Source organism: Halorhodospira sp. 9621, assembly GCF_022228055.1.
Taxonomy (GTDB): domain Bacteria; phylum Pseudomonadota; class Gammaproteobacteria; order Nitrococcales; family Halorhodospiraceae; genus Halorhodospira; species Halorhodospira halophila_A.
On record NZ_JAJNRD010000034.1, the window covers coordinates 1 to 21,586 of the forward strand.

Annotated in this window: 18 protein-coding genes, 2 tRNA genes and 1 pseudogene; 11 read left to right on the plus strand and 10 right to left on the minus strand. The window is 71.1% G+C overall.

Annotated features, from left to right (window positions below; genetic code table 11):
• Positions 1–98: 98 nt before the first annotated feature.
• Positions 99–1,370 (minus strand): S1C family serine protease, encoded by a 1,272-nt coding sequence (locus LRF89_RS11795; RefSeq protein ID WP_238635186.1) that lies wholly within the window; start codon positions 1,368–1,370, stop codon positions 99–101.
• Positions 1,371–1,481: 111 nt separating this feature from the next.
• On the opposite strand from LRF89_RS11795, the pseudogene rsxA reads away from it, so the two are divergent.
• The 7 genes and pseudogenes from rsxA to nth all read left to right on the plus strand — a co-directional run.
• Positions 1,482–2,051: pseudogene (rsxA, locus tag LRF89_RS11800) on the plus strand (electron transport complex subunit RsxA); the annotation flags it as partial.
• 39 nt (positions 2,052–2,090) lie between these two features.
• The gene (locus LRF89_RS11805; protein WP_238633794.1) at positions 2,091–2,564 is read left to right on the plus strand and encodes a bifunctional nuclease family protein; all 474 of its coding nucleotides are present in this window, start codon (positions 2,091–2,093) and stop codon (positions 2,562–2,564) included.
• Between the two features lie 31 nt (positions 2,565–2,595).
• Positions 2,596–4,641 carry an electron transport complex subunit RsxC gene (gene rsxC / locus LRF89_RS11810; RefSeq protein ID WP_238637180.1) on the plus strand — a complete coding sequence of 682 codons (2,046 nt, stop codon included), beginning with the start codon at positions 2,596–2,598 and terminating at the stop codon, positions 4,639–4,641.
• 2 nt (positions 4,642–4,643) lie between these two features.
• Positions 4,644–5,615 (plus strand): RnfABCDGE type electron transport complex subunit D, encoded by a 972-nt coding sequence (locus tag LRF89_RS11815; protein WP_238637181.1) that lies wholly within the window; start codon positions 4,644–4,646, stop codon positions 5,613–5,615.
• Positions 5,612–6,286: an RnfABCDGE type electron transport complex subunit G gene (locus tag LRF89_RS11820; RefSeq protein WP_238637182.1), complete on the plus strand. Its 675-nt coding sequence runs from the start codon at positions 5,612–5,614 to the stop codon at positions 6,284–6,286. Before LRF89_RS11815 ends, LRF89_RS11820 begins: the two co-directional genes overlap by 4 nt.
• On the plus strand, positions 6,283–6,927 hold the full coding sequence (locus LRF89_RS11825; RefSeq protein ID WP_201169045.1) for an electron transport complex subunit E: 645 nt from the start codon (positions 6,283–6,285) through the stop codon (positions 6,925–6,927). The genes LRF89_RS11820 and LRF89_RS11825 overlap by 4 nt, the downstream gene beginning before the upstream one ends.
• Positions 6,917–7,558 carry an endonuclease III gene (gene nth, locus LRF89_RS11830; RefSeq protein ID WP_238637183.1) on the plus strand — a complete coding sequence of 214 codons (642 nt, stop codon included), beginning with the start codon at positions 6,917–6,919 and terminating at the stop codon, positions 7,556–7,558. Before LRF89_RS11825 ends, nth begins: the two co-directional genes overlap by 11 nt.
• Before the next feature lie 111 nt (positions 7,559–7,669).
• Here nth and LRF89_RS11835 read toward each other — a convergent pair whose 3' ends face one another.
• The 6 genes from LRF89_RS11835 to pyrC all read right to left on the minus strand — a co-directional run bounded on the left by LRF89_RS11835 (position 7,670) and on the right by pyrC (position 13,415).
• Positions 7,670–8,881 (minus strand): argininosuccinate synthase, encoded by a 1,212-nt coding sequence (locus tag LRF89_RS11835; protein WP_238635191.1) that lies wholly within the window; start codon positions 8,879–8,881, stop codon positions 7,670–7,672.
• A gap of 41 nt (positions 8,882–8,922) precedes the next feature.
• Entirely contained in the window at positions 8,923–9,852 is a 930-nt protein-coding gene (gene argF / locus LRF89_RS11840; protein WP_238635192.1) for an ornithine carbamoyltransferase, read from the minus strand.
• A 29-nt stretch (positions 9,853–9,881) separates the two neighbouring features.
• On the minus strand, positions 9,882–11,051 hold the full coding sequence (locus LRF89_RS11845; protein WP_238637184.1) for an aspartate aminotransferase family protein: 1,170 nt from the start codon (positions 11,049–11,051) through the stop codon (positions 9,882–9,884).
• A 135-nt stretch (positions 11,052–11,186) separates the two neighbouring features.
• The gene (gene rnt / locus LRF89_RS11850; protein WP_201242796.1) at positions 11,187–11,870 is read right to left on the minus strand and encodes a ribonuclease T; all 684 of its coding nucleotides are present in this window, start codon (positions 11,868–11,870) and stop codon (positions 11,187–11,189) included.
• A 69-nt stretch (positions 11,871–11,939) separates the two neighbouring features.
• Entirely contained in the window at positions 11,940–12,275 is a 336-nt protein-coding gene (gene grxD / locus LRF89_RS11855; RefSeq protein WP_238637185.1) for a Grx4 family monothiol glutaredoxin, read from the minus strand.
• A gap of 102 nt (positions 12,276–12,377) precedes the next feature.
• Positions 12,378–13,415, minus strand: coding sequence for a dihydroorotase (gene pyrC / locus LRF89_RS11860; protein ID WP_201169060.1), 1,038 nt, complete (start codon positions 13,413–13,415; stop codon positions 12,378–12,380).
• Positions 13,416–13,510: 95 nt separating this feature from the next.
• Between pyrC and LRF89_RS11865 the strand changes: the two genes are divergently transcribed.
• The 3 genes from LRF89_RS11865 (at position 13,511) to LRF89_RS11875 (ending at position 16,429) form a co-directional block, all read left to right on the plus strand.
• Positions 13,511–13,586: transfer RNA gene (locus tag LRF89_RS11865), tRNA-Ala, on the plus strand.
• Positions 13,587–14,012: 426 nt separating this feature from the next.
• Positions 14,013–15,380 carry a sigma-54 dependent transcriptional regulator gene (locus LRF89_RS11870; RefSeq protein ID WP_201169062.1) on the plus strand — a complete coding sequence of 456 codons (1,368 nt, stop codon included), beginning with the start codon at positions 14,013–14,015 and terminating at the stop codon, positions 15,378–15,380.
• The gene (locus LRF89_RS11875) at positions 15,377–16,429 is read left to right on the plus strand and encodes a hypothetical protein (protein WP_238637186.1); all 1,053 of its coding nucleotides are present in this window, start codon (positions 15,377–15,379) and stop codon (positions 16,427–16,429) included. Before LRF89_RS11870 ends, LRF89_RS11875 begins: the two co-directional genes overlap by 4 nt.
• An 18-nt stretch (positions 16,430–16,447) precedes the next feature.
• On the opposite strand, the gene LRF89_RS11880 is transcribed toward LRF89_RS11875, so the two are convergent.
• From LRF89_RS11880 to LRF89_RS11890, 3 genes are all read right to left on the minus strand, one after another.
• Positions 16,448–20,086, minus strand: coding sequence for a hydantoinase B/oxoprolinase family protein (locus LRF89_RS11880; protein WP_238637187.1), 3,639 nt, complete (start codon positions 20,084–20,086; stop codon positions 16,448–16,450).
• A 111-nt stretch (positions 20,087–20,197) separates the two neighbouring features.
• Positions 20,198–20,274, minus strand: a tRNA-Arg gene (locus LRF89_RS11885).
• Positions 20,275–20,309: 35 nt separating this feature from the next.
• Positions 20,310–20,915 carry a DedA family protein gene (locus tag LRF89_RS11890; RefSeq protein WP_238637188.1) on the minus strand — a complete coding sequence of 202 codons (606 nt, stop codon included), beginning with the start codon at positions 20,913–20,915 and terminating at the stop codon, positions 20,310–20,312.
• A gap of 405 nt (positions 20,916–21,320) precedes the next feature.
• Here LRF89_RS11890 and LRF89_RS11895 point away from each other — a divergent pair.
• A partial coding sequence (locus tag LRF89_RS11895; protein WP_238637189.1) for a hypothetical protein occupies positions 21,321–21,586 on the plus strand: 266 nt, incomplete at its 3' end.

The window sequence follows — 21,586 nt, forward strand, 5'->3', positions numbered from 1 at the left end:
ACGCTCATCGGCACCGGGTCCCCACCGCCGCAACCGCCCACGCGGACCCCGTACAAGCCCAGGCCGGCCCCGTACAACCGCCCACGCGGGGCCCCGGACTACCGCCGCCGCTGCTGCTCCCGCGGCACCTCCCGGAGCTCCACCTCAAACTCCCGCTCGGCACCATCACGCAGCACCGTCAGCGTCACCGAATCCCCCGCCCGACGGGCAAAGACCAGCCGCTGCAGCTCCCGCGGCTCCGAGACCGCCTCACCGTTGACGTGCGTGATGACATCACCATCCGCCGGCATGGCGCGCCCCTGGACGCTCACCTCGAACGAAGCCCCCTGCAGGCCCGCCTCCTCGGCCGGACTGCCGGACTCCACATCGACCACCATCACCCCGCGCTCGGGGAGGTTCAGCCGCTCGCGGATCCCCTCGGGATACCCCTCCAGGCCGGCGACCATCACCCCCAGACGAGCCCGGGAGGTCAGATCCGTGAGGCCGCCCTCCTCCATCTCGCCCAGGCTCTCCTGGAGCAGATTGCTCGGCACGGCAAAGCCCACGCCCACCGAACCGCCACGGCCGGTCAGCCCGCCGCCGCCGGGGACGATGGCCGTGTTCACGCCGATCACCTCGCCGGCGGAGTTGAGCAGCGGCCCGCCGGAGTTGCCGGGGTTGATCGCGGCGTCCGTCTGAATCATGGGGATCTCGATCTGCCCGATCCCCGGCAGGTCCCGGCCGACGCCGGAGACGATCCCCGTGGTTACCGTCGAGCTGAGCCCGAAGGGATTGCCGATGGCAATGGTCTTCTGCCCGACCAGCGCCTGATCGGAATCGGCCAGGGTCAGCGGCTCGGCGTCCTCCGGGACGGCCCCCGGATCCTCGGGCTTGAGCAGGGCCAGGTCGTAGAGGGCGTTGGCGCCGACCACCCGGGCCGGTACGGCGTCGTGCTCAGCAAAGCTGAGCTTCACCGAGGCGCCCTCGCGCAGCTCCACGCCCTCCTCCTCCAGGGCGTTGCGGATGACGTGGTAGTTGGTGACGATATGGCCGTCGCTATCGATCAGGAAGCCACTGCCCGCCCCCTGGCGCCGGGGCGCCTCGCCGCGCGGACGATCGCGCTCGAAGAACTCGCGGAACTGCGGCGGGATCATCCCCTCCGGAATACGCTCGAAGGGATCCACGCGCTCACCCCGGACCTCCACCTCGATGGCCACCACCGAAGGCCCGTAGCGCTGGAAGATCTCCACCGTATTGCGCTCGTCCGGCTGGAGGTGCTCCAGATCGTCGGCCAGCGCCGGCGTGCTCACCAGAGCGATCAGGGCCATTGCCAGCACGGCCCCCAGAACCAGCGGCGTACGTCGATGCTGCATTCCGTGTGCTACCGTCATAAGGCTTTCCACCTGTGGGTTGTTCATCAAGTAGTGGACAATAAGGTTGGGGTGTTAAGTTCACCCTGTTCGTAACGGATCAAGCCACCGATTTCCAACACGGGGATGGCGATGGATCTCCTGTTATTGGCCGTGGCGGCCGTGCTGGTCAACAACTTCGTGCTCACCCAGTTCCTCGGGCTGTGCCCGTTTCTGGGCGTCTCGCGCAAGGTGGAGACCGCCGCGGGCATGGCGGCGGCCACCGCCTTCGTGCTGACCCTCGCCTCGGTGCTGAGCTACCTGGCCTTCACGTACATCCTGGTGCCGCTCGATGCCGAGTACCTGCGCACGCCGACCTTCATCCTGATCATCGCCATCGCCGTGCAGCTGACCGAGATGGCCGTGCGCTTCACCAGCCCCATGCTGCAGCAGGTGCTCGGCCTTTACCTGCCGCTGATCACCACCAACTGCGCGGTGCTCGGCGTCGCCCTGCTCAACCTGCGCGGTGACCACGACCTCATCGCCTCGGCGGTCTACGGCGCCGCGGCGGCGGCCGGCTTCGGGCTGGTGCTGGTGATCTTCGCCGCCCTGCGTGAGCGCCTGGAGAGCGCCGAAGTGCCGCGCGCCTTCCGCGGCGCGCCGATCGCCCTGGTCAGCGCCGGCATCCTCTCCATGGGCTTCATGGGCTTCGCCGGCCTGGCCCAGGCCGAGGAGCGCGAACTGGCTGTCGAACCCGAGGACATGGTGGCCGTCGAGGTCACCACCCTGGCCCTGGAGGAGGGCGGCGCGCCGGCGCCGGTGGTCCTGCTCGGCGAGCCGGACAGCGAGCGGGTGGTGCCGATCTTCATCGGCCCGGCCGAGGCGCAGGCCATCCACGACGCCCTGCACGGCGTCGAGCCGCCGCGGCCGATGACCCACGATCTGTTCGGCAGCGTGCTGCGCGCCACCGGCTACAGCCTCGAGGCGGTCTACATCGACGCCATCGTCAACGGCGCCTACGTCGCCGCCCTGGCCCTCAAGCCGGAGGACGGCGATGCGGTGCGCTACATCGACAGCCGCTCCAGCGACGCCATCGCCCTGGCGCTGCGCGCCGAGGCCACCATCTACGCCGCCCCCGAGGTCCTCGAGGCGGCCGAGGAGCGGGAACAGCCCCGCCCCCAGGACGAATCCCTGCGCATGACCCGACTGAACCTGCTGCCGGGTCCGACGACGTGAGGCCACCACCGATCATGTTACCCTGTATCGTATGTTCAGCGCGGTCCTGACCCTCACAGCCATCGCCGGTCTCTGCGGTGTCGGTCTCGGCGCCGCCGGGCGCCGCCTGGCCGCGCAGCGCGACCCGGTGGTCGGGCACATCGACGAGCTGCTGCCGCAGACCCAGTGCGGCCAGTGCGGTTATCCGGGCTGCCGGCCCTACGCCGAGGCCGTGGCCGCCGGCGAGGCCGCCACCAACCTGTGCACGCCCGGCGGCAACGCCACGGCAAGGGCTATCGCCGATCTCCTGCAGGTCGACCCCGAGCCGGTGGCCGAGGACAACACCGGGCCGGCGGTGGCCTTCATCGACGAGAGCCAGTGCATCGGCTGCACCCGCTGCCTGCCGGCCTGCCCGGTAGACGCCATCGTCGGCGCCCAGCGCCAGGTGCACACCGTCCTCGCCGACGAATGCACCGGCTGCCGGCTGTGCGTTGAGGCCTGCCCCATGGACTGCATCACCATGCAGCCGGTGGAACCGCCACTGAACGCCCGCATCCGGCCGCTGCCGACGCCGCAGTCGACCACCGCCCGGCCCGAGCAGCGCCCCGGCCCGCTGCGCCACCAAGAGGTGCAGCCACGGCGCCGGGGCGTCGCCGTGGCGGGCGCCAAGGACCGCTCGCGCAACGGCCCACTGGGCAGCCTGGCGCTGCCGGCCCAGCTGGTGCTGCCGCTGCTCGATCACACCGGCGCCGAGGTGCCGGCCACCGTGGCCGTGGGCGAGCACGTCCGCCGTGGCACGCGGATCACCGAGGGGCACAGCGGCGTGCCGCTGCACGCGCCCACTTCCGGCGTGGTCAGCGCCATCGAGCGCCGGCCCATCGTCCACCCGGCCGGTGGTACCGCGCCGTGCCTGATCCTTGAGGCCGACGGCGCCGACTGCCTCGAGACGGCCATGGCGACCATCGAGGACCCGCTGCAGGCGGAGCCGGAGTTCCTGCTGCGACGCATCGCCGATGCCGGCGTGCGCGGCATGGGCGGGGCAGCCTTCCCCTCGGCACTGAAGCTCGCCGACGCCGCGCGCAGCGGCGTCGACACCCTGGTGGTCAACGGGGTCGAGTGCGACACCTACCTTACCTGCGATGAAACGCTGCTGCGCATGCGCGCCGAGGCGATCATCGACGGCGCCCGCATCGCCGCCCGGGCCTGCGGCGCCGAGCGCATCCTCGTCGCGGTGAAGAACTCGGCCCCGGAAGCCGCCGCGGCGGCCGAGGCGGCCATCGAAACCGCCGAGGCGGACATCCAGGTGGTGCGCGTCGGCGGCGACTACCCGGCCGGCAACGAGCGCCACATCGTCTACCCCGCCACCGGACGCACCGTGCCCCCCGGCGCCCGGCCGCCGGCGGTGGGGGTGGTCTGCCAGAACGTCTCCACCCTCGACGCCATCCACCGCGCCGTCCACCAGGGCGAGCCGTCGGTGGAGCGGCTGGTGACCGTCACCGGCGGCGGCATCGCCGAGCCGGGCAATTACTGGGTCCGGGTGGGCACGCCGCTGGCCGCCCTGATCGGCCGGGCCGGCACACCCGGCTGCCGGACCATCGTCGGCGGCGGCATCATGGGCACCCCGGTCACCGACCGGCAGGTGCCGCTGACCCACGGCATGAACGGCGTCGTGGTCGAGTCCGCCGACGAGGCGCCGCTGTTCGAGCAGCCGTGCATCAGCTGTGGACGCTGCGCCGAGGTCTGCCCCGAAGGCCTGCAACCGTTCGAGATGGCCCGACGCATCCGCGCCGGTGTCGGCGTCGGCGAGGCCGCCGAGCACATCGACATCGACCCCATGCGCTGCACCGGCTGCTCGAGCTGCGAGTTGGTCTGCCCCAGCTCCATCCCCCTGGCGGCGATCACCGGGCACGCCCGGGACGTTGCCCGCTCCCGCATGCGCGAGCGGGAGCAGGCCGAACGGGCCCGGCAGCGCCACGAGGCCCGACAGGCCCGCGAGGCACGCCGCCAGCGCGAGAAGGAAGAGGCGCGCCGGCGCAAGCGTGAAGCCATGGCCGCCAAGGCCGAACAGAACCGCTCGGGCGAGACCACGGAGGGTTGAGCTTGGCGGCACCCACAACGCCCAGGATCATGGGGCTGGTCCTGCTCGCCCTGTTGCCGGGGGCCGGCGTGCTGGTCTGGCTCTTCGGCGTCGGTGTCCTGCTGAACATCGGCGCGGCACTCACCGCCGGTGTGGCCGCCGAGGCTCTGGTATTGCGCCTGCGTGGCCGCCCGGTGGGTCCGGCGCTGGCCGACGGCAGCACGCCGCTGGCGGCGCTGATCATCGGCATCGCCCTGCCGCCGCTGCTGCCCTTCTGGATCCCGGCGCTGGCCGGTGCCCTGGCGGTGCTGCTGGGCAAACAGGTCTACGGCGGACTGGGCCAGAACATCTTCAACCCGGCCATGGTCGGCTACCTGGCGGTGGTCCTCGCCTTCCCGCAGGCGGTGAGCCTGTGGCCGGCGCCGGAGCCCGCCCTTGGCGCGGCGGTGCCCGCCGCTGAGGCCCTGCACTACTTCCTCACCGGCGGCCTGGCGCCGATCACCGACGCCATGACCCACGCCACGCCGCTGGACCGGCTGGCCACCGAGGGCTTTGCCGCCCTGCCCGGCGACGGCGGGCTGCTCGGGCAGACCCAGGCCGCCGGGGCCTGGCTGTGGCTCGGCGGCGCCTTCCTGCTCGGCGGCGCCTTCCTGCTGACGCTGCGCATCATCGACTGGCGCCTGCCGCTGGGCGTGCTTGCCGGCACCGCTGCCACCGCCGCGCTCCTGCAGCTCGGCGACGGCGCCCCGGTGCTCTTCCATCTGCTCTCCGGGGCGACGCTGCTGGTGGCGTTCTTTATCGCCACGGACCCGGTCAGCGCCCCGCGCGAGCCCACGGCGCGGCTGATCTACGCGGCGCTGATCGGCGTGGTGGCGTTGGTCATCCGTGAGCTCGGCGGTCATCCGGACGGCTTCGCCTTCGCCGTGCTCATGCTCAACGCCACCGCACCGCTGCTCGACTACGTGGTACGCCGCAGCGCCGGGGAGGCGGCATGACGCTACCGGTGAGCCTGCGTGCCGGGGGCGTCCTGGCCCTGTTTGTGGGCATCGGCCTGGCTGCTGTGGCGCTTGTCCACGAGCAGACCCGCGAGCAGATCGCCACCGCCGAGCGTCAGGTGGTGCTCGATCGCCTGGCTGCGGTGCTGCCCGAAGGGCACGACAACGCCCCGGAGGACCAGGTCTACGAGCGCCCCAACCCGCTGGATCACGCCACCCCGCTGCGCATCTACCCCGCCTACGCCGACGACACGTACCTGGGCGCGGCGGTCGAGGTGGAAACGCCGGAGGGCTACGCCGGCACCATCCGCCTGCTTGTGGGCATCGACGCCGACGGCGAGATCATCGGCGTGCGCACCGTGGCCCACCGCGAGACACCGGGGCTTGGGGACGCCATCGAGACGGCACGCAGCGACTGGATCCACGGCTTCGACAACCGGGCCCTGGGCGAGCCGCCGGAGGCGGACTGGCGCGTGCGCCAGGACGGCGGGGCGTTCGACGGCATCACCGGGGCGACCATCACCGCCCGGGCGGTGATCGACGCCGTGCGCGCGGTGCTGATCGACCACGCCGCCGAACCGGAGGCCTACCGCGGTGAAGCCCACGCCGAGGACGCCACCGCCATCGACCCCGAAGCCGACGGCCACAGCGACGAGGGGCCCACCGGATGAGCGAGACACCGACGACCCGCAGCATCTTCCGCGACGGCCTGTGGGGCAACAACGCCGCCCTGGTCCAGCTCCTTGGCCTCTGCCCGCTGCTGGCGGTGACCACCACCGCCGTGGCCGGGCTGGGCCTGGGCATCGCCACGCTGCTGGTGGTCACCGCCTCGAGCGTGGTGGTCTCGCTGATCCGCAACATCGTCCCGCAGGATGTGCGCATCCCGGTGTTCATCCTGGTCATCGCCGCCTTCGTCACCATCGTCGAGCTGGTGGTGGCGGCGTGGCTCCACGACCTCTACCGCACCCTGGGGCTGTTCCTGCCGCTGATCGTCACCAACTGCGCCATCCTCGCCCGCGCCGAGGCGTTCGCCTCGCGGCAGCCGGTGGGCCCGGCGGCGCTGGATGGGATCGCGACCGGCACCGGCTTCGCCGCCGTGCTGATCGTCCTCGGCGCCCTGCGCGAGCTCATCGGCCGCGGCACCCTGCTCGACGGCGCCGAGCAGCTCTTCGGCCCGGCCGCCGCCGGCTGGACGGTGGAACTGGTCGACGGCGACGTCTTCCTGCTCGCCATCCTGCCGCCCGGGGCGTTCATCGGCCTGGCCCTGCTGCTGGCGATCAAGAACCGCATCGACGACCGCCATGGACGCTGAGCAGCGCTACGAGCTCTACCGGCGGCTGAGCGAAGCGCTGCCCGAGCCGCAGACGGAGCTGCTCTACGAGACCCCCTTCGAGCTGCTGGTGGCGGTCTCGCTCTCGGCGCAGAGCACCGATGAGAGCGTCAACCGCGCCACCCGGGCCCTCTTCCCGGTGGCCAACACCCCCCATGCGATGCTGGAGCTGGGCGAGGACGGGCTCAAGCCGTACATCCAGCACATCGGCCTCTACAACAACAAGGCGCGCAACATCATCACCGCCAGCCGGCAGCTGATCGAGCACCACGGCGGCGCGGTCCCCCGCGAGCGCGCCGCCCTCGAGGCGCTACCCGGCGTCGGGCGCAAGACGGCCAACGTCATCCTCAACGTCGCCTTCGGCGAGCCGACCATCGCCGTGGATACGCACATCTTCCGCGTCGCCAACCGCACCGGGCTGGCGCCGGGGAAGAACGTACGCGAGGTGGAGGAAGGGCTGGAGGCGGTGACGCCGGAGCCGTTCCGGCTCCACGCCCACCACTGGCTGATCCTGCACGGGCGCTACACCTGCACCGCCCGCCGCCCCCGCTGCGGGGCGTGCGTCATCGCCGATCTGTGCAGCTTCCCGGAGAAGGACCCGGAGCGGACCTGAGGGCCGGGGCGCCAATGCGCCCCGGTCGATTCCCTCACGCGCCGCACCGCCAGGCAGCGGGCACCGCCGCCGGCGGCCCACACCGGCAGCGACTGCCCTGCCCGACCGGGGTCAGCCGCGGCGCTTGGCGCCGAGGCGCAGACGCAGGGCGTTGAGGCGGATGAAGCCCTCGGCGTCCTTCTGGTCGTAGGCCCCGGCGTCGTCCTCGAAGGTGGCCACCGAGGCGTCGAAGAGGCTCTGCGGGGACTGGCGGCCGACGACGATGACGTTGCCCTTGTAGAGCTTCAGGCGCACGGTGCCCTCGACCACCTGCTGGGTCTGGTCGATCATCGCCTGCAGCGCCTCGCGCTCCGGGGCGAACCAGTAGCCGTTGTAGACCAGCTCGGCGTAGCGCGGCATCAGCTCGTCCTTGAGGTGGGCGGCGTCGCGATCGAGGGTGATCGACTCCATGGCGCGGTGGGCGCGCAGGAGGATGGTCCCGCCCGGGGTCTCGTAGCAGCCGCGGGATTTCATGCCCACGTAACGGTTCTCGACGATGTCGATCCGGCCGATGCCGTGGCGGGCGCCGAGGTCATTGAGCCGGCCGAGCAGCGCCGCCGGCGAGAGGCGCTCGCCGTCGATGGCCACCGGATCGCCCCCGGCGAACTCGATGTCCACGTACTGCGGCTCATCCGGCGCCGCTTCCGGGGCGGTGGTCCACAGCCACATGCGCTCCTCGGCCTCGGTCCAGGTGTCCTCCAGGACCCCGCCCTCGTAGGAGATGTGCAGCAGGTTGGCGTCCATGGAGTACGGCGCGCCGCCCTCCTCGCGCTTGCCCTCGATGTCGATGCCGTGGCGCTCGGCGTACTGCAGCAGCCGCTCGCGGGAGTTGAGGTCCCACTCGCGCCACGGGGCGATGACCTTGATCCCCGGCTCCAGGCCGTAGTAACCGAGCTCGAAGCGGACCTGGTCGTTGCCCTTGCCGGTGGCGCCGTGGGCGACGGCGTCCGCACCGGTCTCACGGGCGATCTCCACCTGCCGCTTGGCGATCAGCGGCCGGGCGATGGAGGTGCCGAGCAGGTACTCGCCCTCGTAGACGGCGTTGGCGCGGAACATCGGGAAGACGAAATCGCGGGCGAACTCCTCGCGCAGATCGTCGACGTAGATCTCGCGAATCCCGAATGCCTCCGCCTTGCGCCGGGCGGGCTCGAGCTCTTCACCCTGGCCGAGATCGGCGGTGAACGTCACCACCTCGCAGCCGTAGGTCTCCTCGAGCCACTTGAGGATCACGGAGGTATCGAGACCGCCGGAGTAGGCAAGTACGACCTTCTTGACGTCCGACATGGGAGGCTCCTGGGCAGTATTCAGTGGTTGGCGTTCAGGGTTCAGTCTGCAGGGTGCAGCGGACCGTTTTCAGGCGGCAGCATCAGGAATTCCAGCAGCGCCTTCTGCGCGTGGAGGCGGTTCTCGGCTTCGTCCCAGACGACGCTCTGCGGCCCCTCGAGCACGGCGGCCTCCACCTCCTCGCCGCGGTGCGCGGGCAGGCAGTGCATGAACAGCGCCTCGGGGCCGGCGCACTCCATCAGCGACTCGGTCACGCAGAAGCCGCGGAAGGCCTCCTCGCGGGCGGCCTGCTCGCTCTCCTGGCCCATGCTCGCCCAGACATCGGTGGTCACCAGATCGGCCCCCTCGGCGGCGGCGTAGGCGTCGTCGAAGAGCTGCACCCGCTCGCCGCCGAGCGCCAGGATATCCGCTTCCGGGCGGTAGCCGGGCGGCGCGGCGATATGCAGGTCGAAGCCGAGCAGTCCGGCGGCCTCGATCCAACTGTGGCACATGTTGTTGCCGTCGCCGATCCACGCCACGCGCCGATCGGTGATCGGCCCGCGGTGCTCGGTGAAGGTCTGCAGGTCGGCGAGCAGCTGGCACGGGTGGCACAGATCCGAGAGGCCGTTGATCACCGGCGCGGCCGAGTACGCGGCGAAGCGCTCCAGCATATCGTGGCCGAAGGTGCGGATCATCACCGCATCGACCATGCGCGAGATCACCCGCGCCGTGTCCTCCACCGGCTCGCCGCGGCCGAGTTGGGTATCCCGCGGCGACAGGAACAGCGCGTGGCCGCCGAGCTGGGCCATGCCCGCCTCGAAGGAGACCCGCGTGCGGGTGGAAGACTTCTCGAAGACCATCCCCAGCACGCGGCCCTGCAGGGGCTGGTGCAGCTGCCCGGCGCGGTGCATATCGCGCAGCTCCGTGGCCCGGCGCAGCAGCTGGTGGATCTCATCGGCGGAGCAGTCACGCAGGGTGAGGAAGTGGCGCATCAAAGACGCCCTCCGTGGTTCGGTTCAGGTCAGGCGCCGGCCAGGTGGCGGCGCACCAGGTCGGCGACGCCGTCGGCGAGCTGGCCGATCTCGTCGTCGTCCAGGATCAGCGGCGGCACCAGACGGACCACGTTGCCGGCGGTGACGTTGATCAGCAGCCCCGCGTCGAGGGCCCGGCGCGGCAGCGCACTGGCATCGCCGGCAAGCTCGATGCCGGTCATCAGGCCGCGACCGCGGATCTCGCGGACCCCCTCCACCCCGGCCAGCTTCTCGGACAGGCGGGCGCGCAGCGCCTCGCCGGCGCGCTCGGCCGCCGCCGGCACGTCCTCGCGCTCAAGGGTGTCGAGCACCGCCAGCGCCGCACGGGCGGCCAGCGGATTGCCACCGTAGGTGGTGCCGTGGCTGCCCGGGCCAAGGGTCCCGGCGCACCCGGCCGCGGCCAGGCAGGCGCCGATGGGCAGCCCGTTGCCCAGGGCCTTGGCCAGGATCAGCACATCCGGACGGATGCCGGCCTGCTCGAAGGCGAACAGCGTCCCGGTGCGCCCCATGCCCGTCTGCACTTCATCGAGCATCAGCAGCCAGCCGCGCTCGTCGCAGATCCGCCGCAGCCGCGCCAGGTAATCCGCCGGCGGGATCCGCACCCCGCCCTCGCCCTGGATCGGCTCCACCAGCACGGCACACACGGCGTCGTCGTCGATGGCCGCCACGGCGTCGGCGTCGCCGTAGGGCACGCGCCGGAACCCCTCGAGCAGCGGCGCGAAGCCCTCGTGGGCGGCGGGATTGCCGGTGGCCGCCAGCGCCCCCAGGGTCCGCCCGTGGAAGGCGCCGTCGGCGACCACGATCTGCGGTGCCCCCACCCCCAGCGCGGCCGCGTGGCGGCGGGCGAGCTTGATGGCCGCCTCGTTGGCCTCCGCGCCGGAGTTGCAGAAGAACGCCGCGCTCATCCCGGCGGCGGCGCACAGGCGCTCGGCCAGGCGCTCCTGCAGCGGCACCCGGTAGAGGTTCGAGGTGTGCACCAGGGTCTGCGCCTGCTCGGCCACCACACAGGCGATGGCCGGATGGCTGTGGCCCAGCCCGCAAACGGCGATGCCGGCCACCCCATCGAGGTAGGCGTGGCCCTGCTCGTCGTAGAGCCACGCCCCCTCACCCCGGGCGAAGGCAACGGGCAGGCGATTGTAGGTCGGGATCAGGGCTTCCATGGGCGGTCTCATACACGCGGCAACCGACTCCGGGAGCCGGGCAAAAACGCCTAAATTAACCGCCGGCTGAAACCGGCGCAAGCACCGCAACCCCTTGGATTCACGGTCCGGAGGTGTCGGGACCGCCGAGGGGACTTAGAAGCTCGATGGCCGACCGCAGTGCTCGTCCCAGCGGTTGACGATGGCGCAGAAGAGTTCGGCGGTCTTCTCGGCGTCGTAGATGGCCGAGTGGGCCTCCTTGGCGTCCCACTCGATCCCCGCCGCCTTCACCGCCTTGGCCAGCACCGTCTGCCCGTAGGCGAGCCCGCCCAGCGTGGCGGTGTCGAAGCTCGAGAAGGGATGAAAGGGGTTGCGCTTGAAGTTGGTCCGCGTCACCGCGGCATTGAGGAAGGCCAGGTCGAAGAAGGCGTTGTGGCCGACCAGCACCGCCCGGTTGCAGCCGGTGTTGCGCAGCTCCTGGCGAACCGGGTTGAACACCTTGCCCAGGGCATCCCGCTCGGGCACCGCCATGCGCAGCGGATGCTCCGGGTCGATGCCGTTGAGCTCCAGCGCCTTGGGGTCGATGCGCGCGCCCTCGAACGGCTGGACGTGGCAGGTGTGCGTCTCCGCCGGATAGAGCCGGCCGCTCTGCTCATCGGCACGCAGGATCACCGCGGCGATCTGCAGCAGCGCATCGGTCTCCGCCTGCAGCCCGCCCGTCTCCACGTCCACCACCACCGGCAGGAAGGCCCGGAAGCGGGTACGCAGCGGCGGGATCTCGGTGCTCTGGATACGCCTTGGGTCGTCCGACGACGTCTGCGGGGCGTTGTGCTCGCTCATGGGGCTGCCGTAACTGGGTGAAGGTGCCGCATGCTACGGCGCCCCGTGCCCGCGAGCAAGCCGCCGCCGTCAGCCGCTGGCGCCGGCCCCGGCGGCCTCGACCATCTGCTGGAGCTCGCCGGAGTCGAACATCTCCATGACGATGTCACAGCCGCCGACCAGCTCCCCGTCGATGTAGAGCTGCGGGATGGTCGGCCAGTCGCCGTAGTCCTTGATGCCCTGACGGATGCGCTCATCCTGGAGCACGTCCACGTAGGCGAACTCCCGCCCGCAGCCGGCCAGCGCCTGGGCCGCCCGCTGCGAGAAGCCGCACATGGGCTGATCCGGGCTGCCCTTCATGTACAGCAGGATCGGGTTCTCCGTCACCTGACGGGCAATGGTCTGCTGAACCGTCTCGTCGCTCATGGTGTCTCCATCCTCTGCGGCAGGTCCGCGGCGCCGACCGAACTCGGCCACCGCCTGGCGGGCATCGTAAAACGGGTCCCGGGCAGGCTCATCCCACCCACCCTAGGGTTGGCGCAGGCGCCAGGTCAGGGTCTCGCCGGCGCGCAGCGGCACCACCGGCTCGTCGCCGCCGGGGTAGCTTTGCGGCACCTCCAGCGGGGCCCGCTCCAGGGTCACCGTCTCCTGGTTGACCGGCAATCCGTAGAAGGCCGGGCCGTTGCGCCCGGCAAAGTCCGCCAGCCGCTCCAGCGCCCCGGCCGCCTCGAAGGCCTCCGCGTAAAGCGACAGCGCGATGGGCGCGGTGTAGCAGCCGGCACAGCCGCAGGCCGACTCCTTCGCGCCCTGCGGATGGGGGGCGGAGTCGGTGCCCAGAAAGACCCGTGGATGCCCCGAGGTGGCCGCCTCGAGCAGCGCCTCGCGGTCGGCCTCGCGCTTGAGGATCGGCATGCAGTAGTAGTGCGGCTTGAGCCCGCCGACGAGCAGGTCATTGCGGTTGTAGAGCAGGTGCTGCGGCGTAAAGGTCCCGGCCAGGCGGGGATCGTCGCCGGTGACCAGCTCGGCGCCCTCGGCGGTGGTCACGTGCTCGAGGACCACCTTCAGCCGCGGGTGTCGATCGAGCAGCGGCTGCAGGACATCATCGATGAAGGCGGTCTCGCGCTCGAAGATATCCAGCTCCGGCCCGGTCCGCTCGCCGTGGATAAGCAGCGGCAGCCCGTGCTCCTCCATGGCCGCCAGGGCGTCGTAGCAGAGCAGCAGATCGGTAACGCCGGCATCGGAGTGCGTGGTGGCTCCGGCCGGGTAGAGCTTGACGGCGTGCACGAAGCCGCTGGCCGACGCCCGGGCGATCTCCTCGGGCAGGGTGTTGTCGGTGAGATAGAGCGTCATCAGCGGCTCGAAGGTCGCGCCCGCCGGCAGCGCACCGAGGATGCGCTGCCGATAGGCCGCCGCCTGCTCCACCGTGGTCACCGGCGGCTGCAGGTTGGGCATGATGATCGCGCGCGAGAAGACCGCCGCGGCCTGGGGGGCCACGGCCTGCATGAGGGCACCGTCACGCAGATGCAGGTGCCAGTCGTCGGGGCGGGGCAGCGTCAGGGTATCCATGCCGGGGAGTTTCCAAGGGCCGCCGGCCGGTTGCAAGGGGCCGCCCGGGGGTTTTGTGCCGCGCCAGCGCATGGTAAAGTGCGCAACTGATCGATGGGGCCGTAGCTCAGTTGGGAGAGCGCGACATTCGCATTGTCGAGGTCAGGGGTTCGACTCCCCTCGGCTCCACCATCCCTCCCCAAACTCCTATTCTCCTGCCTCGTACGGCATCTCCGGGAAAAGCCCTGGCATGAGCCGCGGCGCCAGCCGCACCGGAAAAGCGAGGTAGAGCGGTGCGCGGCTGCTTTTGGCCCGGTTCGCCGCGATCTTCTGCCGCCTTGATGGCCGCTTCCTTGTCCGCCTCTCCTTTGTCCATAAGACCTACATTATCAGCGTTTTAGAAAAACGACAGCATAGGATTGGCCGGTTTTCTGGCCGGTTTTCCGGCCGGTTCCTTGGGATGATGCAACCCGGGCGCTGTCGGCGGTCTTAACACCGCATCGCCGAAGCGGCTGCCCCCTCTATAAAAAACCTCTCTGATCAGATACCTGGCGCGATGGCACGGATTCTGCTTCGCGGTGTGTCCATCCTGAACCACCTGCCAGGAGAGACAACCGCATGGGAGCACCGACCCTCGCCCGCGCCGCCGCGGGTCTGCGCAGCGTCCTGAGCGTCACCCCCGGCACCCCCGCCCAACCCGTGCGCCCGAGCGCCGAGCCGCCGGGCTGGTCCCTGACCCGTGTCGAGGACTGGGCGACCATCGAGCGGCTGCTCACCGCCGACCACCCGCCGGTGGGGCTGATGCGGGTGGTCGCCGACAATATCGACGCCTGCCAGCGCTTTCTCGCCGGAGGCAGCGGCGTGGAGTGGATCGCCCTCTGCGATCCGCCCGACGGGCAGAGCCACGATGCGCTGGAAGACCTGCTGGCCACCGCCTTCTTCGACTTCCACACCCTCCCCGCGGACCCCGACCGGCTTGCGGCCGTTCTCGGCCACGCCGCCGGCATGGGGCAACTGCGCCGCCACACCCGGGCTCGTCAGGCGGAGCTGACCGCCGATACCGGCGGCATCCTCGGCGACAGCCCCGGCATCCAGGCTTTGCGCCGGGACCTGGCCAAGGTGGCGCGCTGCCCGGCCACGGTGCTCATCCACGGCGAGAGCGGCTCGGGCAAGGAGCTGGCCGCCCAGGCCATCCACCACGCCTCATCCCGTGCCGCCGGCCCCTTCGTGGCGGTCAACTGCGGCGCCATCCCAACCAATCTGGTCCAGTCGGAACTCTTCGGCCATGAGCGCGGCGCGTTCACCGGGGCACAGCAGCGCCGCTGCGGGCACCTGGAGCGGGCCCAGGGCGGCACCATCCTCCTCGATGAGGTCGGCGAGCTGACCCTGGAGCACCAGGTCAATCTGCTGCGTGTGCTCGAGGAGCGGGCAGTGACCCGGGTCGGGGGCACCGAGCGCGTGCCGCTGGACGTGCGCGTCGTCGCCGCCACCCACGTGGACCTGGCCGCCGCCGTGGAGGCCGGGCGTTTTCGCGAGGATCTTTACTACCGGCTCAACGTGCTGCGCATCGACATCCCGCCCCTGCGCGAACGGGGCGACGACATCGAGCGCCTGGCCCACGTCTTCCTGGAGCGCTTTCGCAGCGCCTACCTCAGCCCGGTGCGCGGCTTCACCGGCCCGGCGCTGGGGGCGCTGCGCCGGCACAGCTGGCCGGGCAACGTGCGCGAGCTGATCAACCGCATCCAGCGCGCCGTGGCCATGGGCCACCGCCCCCTGCTCACCCCCGGCGATCTTGGCCTGGAGGCCCGGCAGGGGCCGATCCGCCAGGTCGAGACCCTGGACGACGCCCGCGCTCGGGCGGAACGGGCGGCGATCCTCGGCGCCCTGGCCCGCTGCGAGCGCAATGTCTCACGGGCGGCCCGCGAGCTGGGCATCTCGCGGGTGACGCTCTATCGCATCATGCACCGCCTGGGGCTGCAGCCATGAGCCGGCGGCGGCGCTGGACCGGCGCCACCCTGGCCGCGCTGCTGGCCACCGCGCCGCTGCTGGCCATCGCCGACACCCCGGAGGCGGTGGGCGCCCCGCCCCCGCCCCAGGAGACCGCCGGCGGGCTGCAGCAGCGCACCATCCTCTCGCCGCAGGGTTCGTTCACCGCGGAGCCTTCGCTGAGCTACTCGCAGTCCACCTCGACCCTGGTGGCGATCGACGGCGTCACCATCCTGCCGGCCATCGCCGTGGGACTGATCTCGGTGCGCCAGACCCAGCGCGAGAGCCTCACCGCCGCGCTGGGCCTGCGCTACGGGCTCACCGACCGGCTGGAGGTGGAGACACGCATCCCCTACGTCTACCGCGAGGAGCAGGTGCGCGAGCGCGAGGTGCTCCAGGCGAGCGATACCGCGGGTGTGGTCGAGTCCACCGGCTACGGCCTGGGCGACGTGGAGGCCTCCCTGCGCTATCAGCTCAGCAGCGGCCGCGGTGACGGGGTGATCTTCACCGGCGGCCTGCGGATGAAGAGCCGTACCGGCCGGGACCCGTTCGAGGTGGAGACCACCGAGATCCCGCTCGACGACAGCGACGGCGATGGACCCAACGTCTCCATCTACACCGAACAGCCCACCGGCAGCGGCTTCTACGCCGTCCAGCCCAGCCTCAACTGGGTCTACCCCTCCGAGCCGGCGGTGCTCTACGGCAGCCTGAGCTACCTCTACAACGTCCCCCGCACCGTCACCCTGCGCAGCGGCGATCGCGTACGCATCGAGCCGGGCAGCGCCATCGGGGTGAGCTTCGGCATGGGCCTGTCGCTCAACGACCGCACCTCGCTGAGCCTCGGCTACGACCACACGACGGTGCAGCGCACGCGTACCGACGTGCAAAACCCCGATCCGGAGTTTGGCCGTTTCCAAGTGGGCTCGCTGCTGCTTGGCGCCTCGCACCGGCTCGGCCCGCGCAGCAGCCTGGGGCTTTCCGTGGGCGTAGGGGTGACCGAGCAGGCTCCGGATGTGCAGGTCACCCTGCGCCTGCCGGTGCGCTTCTAGGCAGCCCGGGGGCGGCGCTCAGCCGCCCCCGTAGCCGCCGCCACCGGGGGTCTCGATGACGATCCGATCCCCCGCGGCGAGCTCCCGGGTGGCGGTACCCGGAAGCTCCTCGACGCCGCCGTCGCTGCGCTCGATGGCATTGCGCCCGCACGCCGCATCCCCGCCCCCGGCCAGCCCGAAGGGCGGCACCCGGCGCCGGTTCATCAGCGTGACCACCGTCATCGGCTCGAGGAAGCACAGCCGCCGGATCACCCCCGCCCCGCCGGGATACGCCCCGGCACCGCCGCTGCCGTGGCGGATGGCAAAACACTCGACGCGCACCGGGTAGCGCCACTCCAGCACCTCCGGGTCGGTCAGGCGCGAGTTGGTCATGTGCGTATGCACCGCCGAGCTGCCGGCGAACCCCGGCCCGGCCCCGGCACCGCCGCAAAGGGTCTCGTAGTACTGGTGGCGCTGGTTGCCGAAGGTCAGGTTGTTCATGGTGCCCTGGCTGGCGGCCATCGCCCCCAGCGCCCCGTAGAGGGCATCGGTGACGGCCTGGGAGGTCTCCACGTTGCCGGCGACCACGGCCGCCGGATGGCGCGGGTTGAGCATCGAGCCCTCCGGCACGGCGATCTCCAGCGGCTGCAGGCAGCCGTCGTTGAGCGGGATGTCGTCATCGACCAGCGTGCGGAAGACGTAGAGCGTCGCCGCCCGGGTGATGGCCAGCGGCGCATTGAAATTGCTTGGCAGCTGCTCCGATGTCCCGGCGAAGTCGATGCGCACCCGGCGGGCGGCGTGATCCGGGCGCACCGCCACGCGGATCCGAGCCCCGCTGTCCATCTCGACGGTGAAATCACCGTCGCTGAGCCCATCGATGACCCGGCGCACGTGCTCGGCGGCGTTCTCCTGGACGAACCCCATGTAGGCCTGGACCACCGGCAGGCCGAACTGCTCGACCATGCGCCGCAGTTCGGCCACGCCCTTCTCGTTGGCGGCGATCTGCGCCTTCAGATCGGCGATGTTCTGCGCCACGTTGCGCGCCGGATACGGCCCGGCGCCCATCGCCGCGGTGAACGCCTCCTCCAGAAAACGCCCCTCGGCGACCACCTGCAGGTCGTTGATGAGCACCCCCTCCTCGCTCACGCAGGTGGAGTCCGCCGGCATCGACCCCGGCGTGCGGCCGCCCACATCGGCGTGGTGGCCGCGGCTGGCGCAGAAAAAGAGCAGCTCCTCGCCATCCGCGGAGAAGACCGGCGTCACCGCCGTGAGATCCGGCAGGTGCGTGCCGCCGTGGTACGGGTCGTTGAGCAGATAGCAATCCCCGGGACGCATGCTCGCGCCACGGGCGCGCAGGATGGCGCGCACCGACTCCGACATCGAGCCGAGGTGGACCGGGATGTGCGGCGCGTTGGCCACCAGGTTCGCCTCGGCGTCGAAGAGCGCGCAGGAGAAGTCGAGCCGCTCCTTGATGTTCACCGACTGCGCCGTGCCGGCGAGCGTCGTGCCCATCTGCTCGGCGACGGAGCGGAACAGGTTGTTGAACACCTCCAGCAGCACCGGATCGGGGCGGCGGGTGTCGACCTGCGGCGCCTGCGCCGGCGTCCCGCCCCCCACGGTCACCGCGCGGCGCAGGATCAGGTGATCGCAGGCGGTGACCTCGCCCTGCCAGCCGGCATCGATCACCGTGGTGGCATTCTCCTCTTGGAGGATCGCCGGCCCCGGGATGCGCATCCCCGGCACCAGGTCGGCGCGGGCGTAGACCGGCTGCTCGGTGATCCGCTGGCCGTCCCAGGCCTGCACCCGGGCCAGTGGCTGCGGCGGGTCCGCCGGTGACGGCGCCTCATCCTCCGGGGCCTCCACGGCCGCCGCGCGGTGGATCGCCTCGACGCTGAGCGCCTCGATCACCCGCGGGCGGTCTTCCAGGACGAAGCCAAACCGCTGCCGGTGCGCGCGGGCGAAGGCCTCGTCCAGGGCGGCCACATCCGCACCACCGGGGACCACCAGCGCGGTGTCGGTGCCGGCGTAGCGCACATGGGCCTGCACGTGCACCATCGCCGCATCGGCGGCCAGCCCCTGCTCGGCCAGCTCGGCCCGCGCCTCGGCGGTGAGCTCGTCGATCACGCGCTCAAGCAGCGGCGCGCTGGCCGGCTCCAGCGGCGCCTCCACGCTACGCTGGGCCATGGCGGTGATATCGGCCAGGCCCATGCCGTAGGCCGAGAGCACCCCCGCCAGCGGGTGGATGAACACGGTGCGAATACCCAGGCAGTCGGCCACGGCGCAGGCGTGCTGACCGCCGGCACCGCCAAAGCAGTTGAGGGCGTAGCGGGTCACATCGTGGCCGCGCTGTACGGAGATTCGCTTGATCGCCTGCGCCATGTTCTCCACGGCGATGCGCCGGAAGCCGGCGGCCACCGCCACCGGGTCGCGGGCGTCACCCGTCTCGGCGCGGATCCGCTCGGCAAGCTCGGCAAAGCCCTGGCGGACCCGGTCGGCATCCAGCGGCTGATCGGCGTCGGGGCCGAATAGGTGCGGGAAGAACGCCGGCCGGATGAGGCCGAGCAGGACGTTGCAGTCGGTGACCGTCAGCGGGCCGCCCCGGCGATAGGCCGCCGGCCCCGGATCGGCACCGGCGGAGTCGGGCCCGACCCGGTATTTCATACCATCGAAGTGGCAGATGGAGCCGCCGCCGGCGGCGACGGTGTGGATCTGCATCATCGGCGCGCGGATGCGATTGCCGGCGATCTCGGTCTCGAAGGTGCGCTCGTAGGCGCCGTCGTAGTGGGCTACGTCGGTGGACGTCCCGCCCATGTCGAAGCTGATCAGCCGCTCGAACCCGGCCATCGCCGCCGTGCGCACCGCCCCGACGATGCCGCCGGCCGGACCCGAGAGGATGGCGTCCTTGCCCTGAAAGTGCGCGGCACTGGTCAACCCGCCGTTGGACTGCATGAACAGCAGCGGCACATCGCCCAACTCCGCGGTCAGGCGGTCGACGTAGCGGCGCAGCACCGGCGAGAGGTAGGCATCCACCACGGCGGTATCGCCGCGGCCGACGATCTTCATCACGGCGGCGGCCTGCGCACTGGTCGAGACCTGCGTAAAGCCCACCTCGCGGGCGATACGCGCCACCGCCTGCTCGTGCCCGGCGTCCCGCCAGGCGTGCATGAGCACCACCGCCAGCGCCCGATAGCCGGCGGCGTGGGCGGCGGCCAGGCGCTCGCGCACGCAGGCCTCATCCAGGGGGCGGACCACCGCGCCGTCGGCACCGAGGCGCTCGGGGACCTCCAGGACCTCCGAGTAAAGCATCTGCGGCAGGCGCACGCGGCGGTCGAAGAGATCCGGGCGGTGCTGATAGCCGATGCGCAGCTGATCGGCGAACCCCTCGGTGATGGCGAGCACGGTGGGCTCGCCGCGGTGCTCGAGCAGGGCGTTGGTCGCCACCGTGGTGCCCATGCGCACCGACTCGATCCGCTGGGCCGGGATCGGGGCGTCGGCGGGAAGACCGAGGATGGCGCGGATCCCGTGGAGGGCCGCATCGCTGTACTGCTCCGGGTTCTCGGATAGGAACTTGCGGGCGATCAGACGCCCATCGGGGGCGCGGGCGATGACATCGGTGAAGGTCCCGCCCCGGTCGATCCAGAACTGCCAGCGCTCTCCCGCCGCATGGCCGTCCGTCATGGCCCACTCCCGCGTCCGAACACGACCGGGCATCTTCGCATAGAGCGCGGACGGGAGGCATCCGCGGGGCAGCGGACGGGGTGCAGGGCGCCGCCAGGCAATCGGCGAACGTGGCGCCCCGGGCAGGATTCGAACCTGCGACCTATCGCTTAGGAGGCGATTGCTCTATCCGACTGAGCTACCGGGGCCGGAGCCCAACTTGTACGCATCCGCCCGCCACTGGTCAACCGGCACGGCGGTGGCGCAGCAAGAGGTTGCGCAGCCGATACAGCAGAAACGCGATCGCGGCGATGGCCAGCAGCAGCGTGACCACGCTGCCGTAGGTACCGAGATACGCCTCCAGCCGGGCCCAATTGGAGCCGGTGGCGTAACCAGTGGCCAGGAGCACCCCGTTCCATAGCGTGGTGCCGAGCAGCGTCAGCAGCAGGAACGGCGCCAGCCCCATGGGCAAGAGCCCGGCCGGGATCGAGACCAGGCTGCGCACAGTGGGCACGAAACGCCCGAAGAGCACGATCCACGCCCCGTGGCGGCGGAAGATCGCGGTGGTCACCTCCAGATCGCGCTCCTGGATCAGGTACCACCGGCTGCCGCGCCGCACGCCGGCCCGGACCCGTTCCCCGCCGATGGCGCGCACTACCAGATAGATCAGCGTCGAGCCCAGGGTCGCCCCAGCGCTGGCGGCAGCCAGGGCGGTCAGCGGATCGAGTTCCGCCCGGTAGACGGCGTAGCCGAGGAACGGCATCACCGCCTCGGGCGCCAGCACGATCATCACCGCGAAGATCCCCACCCAGCCCAGCAGCTCCACGGCCTCGACGATCAACTCCGGCATGCACCCTGCCTCCTCTGCGGTTGGACCCCCGACGCCCGGAGACGCGGGCCGATGCACAGCCTAACAGCCCGGCCCGGGTACCACCCGGGCAACCCCTGTAAGGGCGGGGCAACACCAACAGCATCCACGGCAAAGCGCCGCACTGCGCGGCCTCGGCACCGCCACCCTCGCCAAGCGTTACACCGGCGCAGCACTCGACCCCGCGCGACCACTCAGTCGCCGCGTCCGACCAACGCCACATCCCCTTTTTAAACAACATCTTAGGCACCTCGCGCGAAGTTGGCCCGGCAATTGCTTACATCAGGGTGCGGCGCCGCACGTCCCCCCAGGCGGCGCCTCCGCGGAGGCCCGGCCCCGACGGCCGGGCCCCGCGTTAACCACCAACGACCGAGAAGAGGGAACGACATGATCAAGCAGACGACGCTCGCCAGCACCCTGGTCCTGGCCATGGCCCTGAGCGGCAACGCGTGGGCCAACCCGCAAAACACCGTCGAAGGCGAAGAGAACGAGGTCAGCGCCTCCGTCAACGCCGACGCTGAGGGCAGCAGCGCCGCCGCCAGCGAGCAGTCTTCGGCCAACGTCAACAACAGCTCCCAAGAAGGGTCCTACAACACGGACAAGACCTACAGCTCGGAGCGGACTTACAACAAGGATGACAACTCCGACAACAG

What these genes read in the sequence shown, in the direction of transcription:
- nth (WP_238637183.1), top strand. Translation starts at nt 6,917, where the DNA reads ATGGACGCTGAGCAGCGCTACGAGCTCTACCGGCGGCTGAGCGAAGCG.
- LRF89_RS11820 (WP_238637182.1), top strand. Translation starts at nt 5,612, where the DNA reads ATGACGCTACCGGTGAGCCTGCGTGCCGGGGGCGTCCTGGCCCTGTTT.
- LRF89_RS11835 (WP_238635191.1), bottom strand. Translation starts at nt 8,881, where the DNA reads ATGTCGGACGTCAAGAAGGTCGTACTTGCCTACTCCGGCGGTCTCGAT.
- rsxC (WP_238637180.1), top strand. Translation starts at nt 2,596, where the DNA reads ATGTTCAGCGCGGTCCTGACCCTCACAGCCATCGCCGGTCTCTGCGGT.
- argF (WP_238635192.1), bottom strand. Translation starts at nt 9,852, where the DNA reads ATGCGCCACTTCCTCACCCTGCGTGACTGCTCCGCCGATGAGATCCAC.
- LRF89_RS11875 (WP_238637186.1), top strand. Translation starts at nt 15,377, where the DNA reads ATGAGCCGGCGGCGGCGCTGGACCGGCGCCACCCTGGCCGCGCTGCTG.
- rnt (WP_201242796.1), bottom strand. Translation starts at nt 11,870, where the DNA reads ATGAGCGAGCACAACGCCCCGCAGACGTCGTCGGACGACCCAAGGCGT.
- pyrC (WP_201169060.1), bottom strand. Translation starts at nt 13,415, where the DNA reads ATGGATACCCTGACGCTGCCCCGCCCCGACGACTGGCACCTGCATCTG.
- LRF89_RS11825 (WP_201169045.1), top strand. Translation starts at nt 6,283, where the DNA reads ATGAGCGAGACACCGACGACCCGCAGCATCTTCCGCGACGGCCTGTGG.
- LRF89_RS11795 (WP_238635186.1), bottom strand. Translation starts at nt 1,370, where the DNA reads ATGACGGTAGCACACGGAATGCAGCATCGACGTACGCCGCTGGTTCTG.
- LRF89_RS11805 (WP_238633794.1), top strand. Translation starts at nt 2,091, where the DNA reads ATGGTGGCCGTCGAGGTCACCACCCTGGCCCTGGAGGAGGGCGGCGCG.
- LRF89_RS11870 (WP_201169062.1), top strand. Translation starts at nt 14,013, where the DNA reads ATGGGAGCACCGACCCTCGCCCGCGCCGCCGCGGGTCTGCGCAGCGTC.
- LRF89_RS11890 (WP_238637188.1), bottom strand. Translation starts at nt 20,915, where the DNA reads ATGCCGGAGTTGATCGTCGAGGCCGTGGAGCTGCTGGGCTGGGTGGGG.
- LRF89_RS11845 (WP_238637184.1), bottom strand. Translation starts at nt 11,051, where the DNA reads ATGGAAGCCCTGATCCCGACCTACAATCGCCTGCCCGTTGCCTTCGCC.
- grxD (WP_238637185.1), bottom strand. Translation starts at nt 12,275, where the DNA reads ATGAGCGACGAGACGGTTCAGCAGACCATTGCCCGTCAGGTGACGGAG.
- LRF89_RS11880 (WP_238637187.1), bottom strand. Translation starts at nt 20,086, where the DNA reads ATGACGGACGGCCATGCGGCGGGAGAGCGCTGGCAGTTCTGGATCGAC.